Genomic DNA, 6,902 nt, shown 5'->3' on the forward strand with positions numbered 1-6,902 from the left:
GGGCACCCGCGCCATCGTCGAACTGGGATGGAAAGCCACCGCCCCCAGCGCGCTTTATGAACTTGTCCATGGCTCGCTGCGCGTCAATGCAGCATAGGAAGTGCTCGACCCGGGCGCGCATCCGAGGCCGATCAGGGCGAAGATTAGGCGTTCGATCAGGGCTCTGGTGGCGTCGAAATCTTCGTTTTTGGCCAGGGTCACCTCGTTCATATAGAGGTGGCGGCTGATTTCGATCTGCAGGGCATGCACGCCATGTTGCGGGCGGCCATAGGAGCGGGTGGCAAAGCCCCCGGCATAGGGGCGGTTGCGGGCGACCTTGAGGCCGGCGCCGGCAAAGATGGTTTCGACCAGATCGACCAGTCCCGGCGCGCAGGTGGTGCCATAGCGGTCACCCAGCACGATATCGGGCGCGGCGCGCTCGGCGGTGCGGGTGATGCGCGGCATGGAATGGCAATCAATCAGCACGGCCACGCCAAAGGCGGTGATGGCCTCGCTGAGCAGCTTTTGCAGGGCGGCATGATAGGGGTGGTAAATCCCCTCGATGCGCATGCGCGCGTCATCCAGCGTCAGGCGCTCGCGATAGATGGGTTTGTTTTCCGCCACGACGCGGGCGAGCGTGCCCAAGCCCGCCGCAACGCGGGGCGAGGTGGTGTTGAAGCGGTCCGACAGGGGCTCGACGAACATGGTGGGATCGAGCTCCCAGGGTTCGCGATTGACGTCGAGATAGGCGCGCGGGAAATGGGCGCGCAGCATGGGGGCGCCGAGATGTGGGGCGCGGCCGAACAATTCATCGACCCAGGCATCCTCCGACTGGCGGATGGAGAGGTGATCGAGCCGGGTCATGGCAAGGAAGCGGTCGGGATAGACGCGGCCAGAATGGGCAGAATTGAACACGAGTGGCGCAACCAACCGCCTGGGACGGATGGTTTCGAACGCCGGCTGATCCCAATAGTCGGACCGCACTATGCCTCCCCCAATTGTCTGCCCCCGCAAAAGTTACGGGGCGCAGCAATGATTTGCGGCCAGTTTGGCGCTTTGTCAGGGAATTGTCCAGATTGTCGCAAAATTGCGAGCTGAAATCGTGCTGTGGTTGCGAATGTGCAAAACTCGCTTAAACATCGTGGCATATTTTATGGGGCAGCGCGGATTCGGCCGAAAGGTGATATCACCTTGAGCCAGTTGCCCACAGATGCCACCCAAGCCGGACTGCCGGAGAGATTTGATGAAGCGAATCCTGCTCGCCGAAGATGACAATGACATGCGCCAGTTCCTGACGCGCGCGCTCAAGAACGCGGGCTATGACGTGGTGAGCTTCGACAATGGGCTATCGGCCTATGAACGCCTGCGCGAGGAGCCATTTGCGCTGCTGCTCAGCGATATCGTGATGCCGGAAATGGACGGGATCGAGCTGGCCCGCCGGGCGACGGAACTGGACCCTGATCTGAAGGTGATGTTCATCACCGGGTTTGCCGCGGTGGCGCTGAACCCCGATAGCGACGCGCCCAAGGATGCGTCGGTGCTGAGCAAGCCGTTTCATCTCAAGGATTTGGTCAATGAGGTTGAGCGGCTGCTGGCGGCCTGAAACCAAGCACTGTTGATTTGAGTAATCCCCGCGAAAGCGGGGATTTTTGTTTTTGGGCTTAGACTGGTATTTGCGGGGAGATCGCACCCCTCACCCTGACCTTCCGCTGAACGCGTCAGGTCGGCCCCTCTCCCTCAAGGGGCGAGGGTGGCTCCGAGTTCGATCGAGCACTGAACCTTCCTCCTTCCCTTGAGGGAGAAGGTGCCCGAAGGGCGGATGAGGGGGGTGTGCGCCAGCAATGCGAGGGATGGCTGCAAAAATCAAAAGAAGGGAAATGGTGGGAGTAACAAGGATTGAACTTGTGACCCTTCGCGTGTGAAGCGAATGCTCTCCCGCTGAGCTATACTCCCATCGCCATCAGGCGAAAGTCTTTAGAGAGATGGTGGGCGTAACAAGGATCGAACTTGTGACCCCCTCGATGTCAACGAGGTGCTCTCCCGCTGAGCTATACGCCCATCTCTCCGGGATGGAAAAGCCGTAAAGCCTGTCCAGTGGCGCGGATAGACCATAAAACCCCGACAGGGGTCAAGAGGCTAGTTTGGGCTTTGTGGAAAGAGGGTGAGGAGGGGGCGGTTTTGCATCGTCCGTTGACGCATGACGGCGCCCGTATCCTTCAGCATGTCATCCCGGCCTGCGCCGGGACGACATGGTGGTTGGGGAGGGATACGGGCGAGAATAATCACTCGTAAACCGTGTCGATGATCGCATTGCCGTTGATGAAATCGTCGAACAGCACGGTGGTGCGGTCCGGTGTGCCGACGACGACCGCCATCTGGCCGGGCCCCTCGATGCGGTGGAGGGGCGCTTGCGGGCGGTCGACGTCGAAGCTGACCGAATAATGCCCGCCGGCCAGGGTGGTGAAGGGCAGGCCGTGCCAGATGGCGGTCGAGGTCAGATGCACATGGCCGGCAATAACCTGGCGGATATCGGGATGGGTCTTGAGGGCGGCGATGAAGGCGTCGGGCTCGAGAATGCGGATCGTGTCGGCGTGGATGTGCAGGGCATTGGCATTGTGATGCAGAATCACGATGACCGGACGGTCCTGCGCCTCGGCGAGGCGGGCGGTGAGCCATTCGATCTGGGCGGCTTCGAGCACGCCATCGACCCGGCCGGGTTCGGACGAATCAAGCAGGATGACGCGATAGCCCTTGATGTCGATGATCTTGTCGACCTTGCCGGTCTCGGCGGCAAAATGGGCGCCGAAACTATCGAGGAAGGTGGAGCGGTCATCGTGATTGCCCAGGGTGATATGCACGGGGATGGGCAGGCGCGCGATGATGGACTTGAGGCGCTCATAAGCTGCCGGATTGCCGGTATCGGCGAGATCGCCGGCCAGCACGCAGAAATCGGCATCGCCATAGCGGGCGATCACTTCGTCGACCGCGCGTTCAAGGCGCGCAGAGGTGTCGAGCGTCAGCGAGAGCTCGCCTTCGGGCAGCAGGTGCAGGTCACTCATCACCACGAATTTCAGGGTCATTCTTTTTGCCTTTTGGTCGGTTTGGCGACCTCGTAGCGGGAGAGGATGACTGGGGCGTGACAGTCTTCGTTGCCGACCTACCACATGGTCTGCTTCGCCCGTTCCGGCCAGGCCTGGTCATAGGATTGGCCGCCCACCTGATTGTCGGTCATGGCGGCGAGGATGTCGCCGGCACTGGGGAGGGTTTTGGGATCGATGTGGCGGGCGGGGTTCCACAATTCGGAGCGGATAATGGCGCGGGCGCATTGGAAATAAAGCTCGTCGATCGCCATGACGATGACCGAGCGGGGTGGCTTGCCATCCACCGCAAAGCTCTCGAGCAGATCGGGATCGGTGCTGAGATGGGCGCGGCCATTGGCGCGGAACGTGGTGCCCGAGCCGGGCAGCAGGAAGAGGAAAGCGACGCGCGGGTCGCGCACGATATTGCGCAGCGAATCGATGCGGTTATTGCCGCGCCGATCGGGCATCATCAGCGTGGTGTCATCGTGAATACGCACGAAGCCGGGATGGTCGCCACGCGGGGAGCAATCAATGCCCTCGGGGCCGATGGTGGCCAGAGCGGCAAAGGGGCTGGCCTCGATTAGACGGCGATAATGCGGCGTCATCTTGTGCGCCACTTTGACCGTGGAGGCGGCAACGGGAGCAGGGGTATAGAGCGCTTCTAGCTCTTCGATCGTGCGAATCGTGGTCATGATTGTCTCGAAAGGTCACGCCGCCGTGATGGGGCGGATGGGTGTCGGCGCGGGCAAGAAGATACTATATCTGTGCTCAGTGACAGACAGACAAAAGGGGAATGCCATGGACACCCACGCCTTCAAGGTGACCCGTACCGATGCGGAATGGCGCGCCAAGCTGACGCCCGAGCAATATCAGGTGATGCGCAATCACGGCACCGAACGGCCGGGCAGCTGCGCGCTGCTCTATGAAAAGCGGGCAGGGGTGTTTTCCTGCGCCGGCTGCGACACGCCGCTGTTCGAATCGACGCTGAAATTTGAGAGCGGTACGGGCTGGCCCAGCTTTAACGATCCGCTGCCGGGGTCGGTGGAGACGACGACGGACCGCTCCCATGGCATGGTGCGGACAGAGTGCCATTGCGCGGTGTGTGGTAGCCATTTGGGGCATGTGTTCCCGGATGGGCCGCCGCCCACGGGGTTGCGCTATTGCATCAATGGGGTGGCACTGGAGTTTTCTCCTTCCTGAGCCACTGATATTGAGAGAGTTGAGAACCCCCGGGGCGTGAGCCCTGGGGTTTTTGTTTATCTGGGTGTGGGTGCTTTCTTCCTTCTCCCCTTGAGGGAGAAGGTGCCCGAAGGGCGGATGAGGGGTTGTTGCTGCAAGCATCCAAGCATGGGCGGGCGCAGAACCCCTCACCCTGGCATTTCTGCTGAACGCAGAAATGCCGTCCCTCTCCCTCAAGGGGCGAGGGGAAGAGGGGGCTCTCGGCCTTATGCGCCCCGCGTCCTTACTACGTGCCTCGTGGCTTCGCCCTCGCAGTTGCTGCTGCGTTGACCGGATCCTCCGGCCAGAAATGGCGGGGATACCGCCCCTTTAAATCCTTGGCGACGTCTTTCCAGCTGCCGCGCCAGAAGCCGGGGAGGTCCCTCGTGGTTTGGATGGGGCGGTGCGCGGGGGAGAGGAGGACGAGGAGGAGGGGGATTTTGCCGCCTGCGATCGAGGGGTGGCGGTCGAGGCCGAAGAGTTCCTGCACGCGGATTTCGAGCGCAGGGCCGTTTTCGGCGGCATAGTCGATGGGGAGGTGGCTGCCCGAGGGGGCGGCGAAATGGCTGGGGAGGAGCGTGTCGATCTGCTGGCGTTCGGACCAGGGCAGGAGGCTGTCGAGCGCGGCGCCGAGATGTTCGGCAGTGATGGTGGCGAGGCGGGTTTCGCCCAGCAAGTGAGGGGCGAGCCAATCGGGATTGGCAACGAGGGCGTCGGCCGAGAGGTCGGGCCAAGGAGCGCCGATGGAATTGTGGAGGAAGCTGGCGCGGGCGCGCAGGGCGCGGTGGTCCTTGGACCAGGGGAGACTGTCGGGGCCGCGCCTGATGGCGGCTTCTGCGAGGATTCGCGCGGCGGCTTCGAGGTCTTCGACTGGAGCAGGGTCGTCGGCGAGGCGCAGGGCGTCGAGGCGTTTTATGCGGCGGGCGCGGACGGCGGAGGAGGCTTCGTCGAAGGCGAGGGTGGTTTCCGTGGTGATGTGGTGGGCGAAGAGGGCTTCGAGGTCGTCACGGGTGAGGGGTGCGGCGGCGCGGATGCGGGAATTGGCGGCGGCGCCGGTGAGGTCGGTGACGACGAGGAAGGGGTCGCCGGCGAGGGCGTCGGTCTGTTCGAGGCTCGCTTGGCGGCCATTGGCGAGGCGGAATTTTCCGCGTGGGCCGGCGGCCTGGGCGATGCGGTCGGGGAAGGCGCGGGCCAGGTGATGGCCGGCGGGGAGATTGCCGCCAGATTTGCCGCCGGCGAGCTTGGCCCAGCGCTGGGCCATGGCGCGGGCATCGCTGGCGCGTTGGGAGCGGTCGGTGCGGAAGCGGTCGAGCCGGTGGCTGAGATCGGTGCTGTCACCGCCCAGGCCTCGTTCGCCGATGAGCACGGCGAGTTCGGCGGCGGTTTGGGCATCGTCTTCGGGGGCGGCTGATACCACCATATGGGCGAGGCGCGGATGGAGCGGCAGGCGGGCGAGGGCTTTGCCGTCCGCGGTGAGGCGGCCTGTTTGGTCGATGGCGTCGAGGCGTTGCAGCAGGGACGTGGCTTCGGCCCAGGCTGGGGCGGGTGGGACGTCGAGAAAGCGCAGGGCGCTCGGTGTCGTGATGCCCCAGGCGGCGAGATCAAGCGCGAAACCGGCAAGGTCGGCGGCGAGGATTTCGGGGGTGTCGAAGGGTTCGAGCGCGGCGGTCTGGCCCTCGTTCCACAGGCGGATGGCGACGCCGGGAGAGGTGCGGCCGGCGCGGCCACGGCGCTGGTCCGCGCCGGCGCGGGAGACTTTTCGCGTTTCCAGAGTGCTCAACCCAGTCGCCGGCTCATATGCAGGGACGCGGCGGAAGCCTGAGTCGATGACGATGCGGACGCCATCGATGGTCAGGGAGGTTTCGGCAATGGAGGTGGCGAGGACCACCTTGCGGCGGCCGGGTTCGGCGGGGCGGATGGCGCGGTCCTGTTCGGCCGGGGTGAGTTGACCATAGAGAGGCGCAATATCAATATTGGCGGGGACGCGGGGGGCGAGGCGTTCGGCGACGCGGGTGATTTCGCCCTGGCCAGGGAGGAAGACGAGGGCGGAGCCTTCGTGCTCGCGCAGGGCGGCGAGAATGGTTGAGGTGACCTGGTCTTCGAGGCGCTGGAGCGGGTCGGGTTCGGCGTAGTGCGTCTCGACCGGGAAGGCGCGGCCCAGGCTTTCGATGACGGGGGCATTGTCGAGGAGAGAGGCGACCTTGCCGCCATCGATGGTGGCGGACATGACGAGGACGCGCAGGTCGGGGCGGAGCGCTGCGGCGTCGAGCGTGAGGGCAAGGCCCAGGTCGCCATCGAGGCTGCGTTCGTGGAATTCGTCGAACAGCACGGCAGCAATGCCGGTCAATTCGGGATCGTCGAGCAGCATGCGGGTGAAGACGCCTTCGGTAACGATTTCCACGCGGGTTTTGGCGGTGATGCGGGTGTCCATGCGGACGCGGTAGCCAACCATGTCTCCGATCTCTTCGCCGAGGAGGCGCGCCATCTGGCCGGCGGCGGCGCGGGCGGCCAGGCGCCTTGGTTCGAGGACGATGATGCGGTTGTCCTGGCGCCAGGGGGCGGTGAGGAGGGCGAGGGGGACACGGGTGGTTTTGCCGGCGCCGGGTGGGGCGACGAGGACGGCAT

6 protein-coding genes and 2 tRNA genes are annotated in these 6,902 nt (G+C 64.2%); 2 read left to right on the top strand and 6 right to left on the bottom strand.

Annotation, left to right across the window (positions count from 1 at the left end; genetic code table 11):
* Positions 1-54 precede the first annotated feature (54 nt).
* Positions 55-963: an N-formylglutamate amidohydrolase gene (locus tag ACI3KW_RS22995; protein WP_404850024.1), complete on the bottom strand. Its 909-nt coding sequence runs from the start codon at positions 961-963 to the stop codon at positions 55-57.
* A gap of 259 nt (positions 964-1,222) precedes the next feature.
* Between ACI3KW_RS22995 and cpdR the strand changes: the two genes are divergently transcribed.
* Positions 1,223-1,582, top strand: a complete 360-nt coding sequence (cpdR, locus tag ACI3KW_RS23000; protein WP_035103227.1) for a cell cycle two-component system response regulator CpdR — start codon at positions 1,223-1,225, stop codon at positions 1,580-1,582.
* Positions 1,583-1,857: 275 nt separating this feature from the next.
* Here cpdR and ACI3KW_RS23005 read toward each other — a convergent pair.
* From ACI3KW_RS23005 to ACI3KW_RS23020, 4 genes are all read right to left on the bottom strand, one after another.
* A tRNA-Val gene (locus tag ACI3KW_RS23005) sits at positions 1,858-1,932 on the bottom strand.
* 30 nt (positions 1,933-1,962) lie between these two features.
* Positions 1,963-2,037 (bottom strand) — tRNA-Val (locus ACI3KW_RS23010).
* Positions 2,038-2,261: 224 nt separating this feature from the next.
* On the bottom strand, positions 2,262-3,059 hold the full coding sequence (locus ACI3KW_RS23015; RefSeq protein WP_404850025.1) for a phosphodiesterase: 798 nt from the start codon (positions 3,057-3,059) through the stop codon (positions 2,262-2,264).
* A gap of 77 nt (positions 3,060-3,136) precedes the next feature.
* On the bottom strand, positions 3,137-3,751 hold the full coding sequence (locus ACI3KW_RS23020) for a pyridoxamine 5'-phosphate oxidase family protein (RefSeq protein ID WP_404850026.1): 615 nt from the start codon (positions 3,749-3,751) through the stop codon (positions 3,137-3,139).
* 106 nt (positions 3,752-3,857) lie between these two features.
* Here ACI3KW_RS23020 and msrB point away from each other — a divergent pair, with 106 nt between their 5' ends.
* Positions 3,858-4,259: a peptide-methionine (R)-S-oxide reductase MsrB gene (msrB, locus tag ACI3KW_RS23025; protein ID WP_404850027.1), complete on the top strand. Its 402-nt coding sequence runs from the start codon at positions 3,858-3,860 to the stop codon at positions 4,257-4,259.
* A gap of 265 nt (positions 4,260-4,524) precedes the next feature.
* Here the strand turns inward: msrB and hrpB are convergent.
* On the bottom strand, positions 4,525-6,902 hold a 2,378-nt coding region (gene hrpB, locus ACI3KW_RS23030; protein WP_404850028.1), incomplete at its 5' end, for an ATP-dependent helicase HrpB.

This window comes from Devosia sp. ZW T5_3 (assembly GCF_044987315.1).
Lineage (GTDB): Bacteria > Pseudomonadota > Alphaproteobacteria > Rhizobiales > Devosiaceae > Devosia.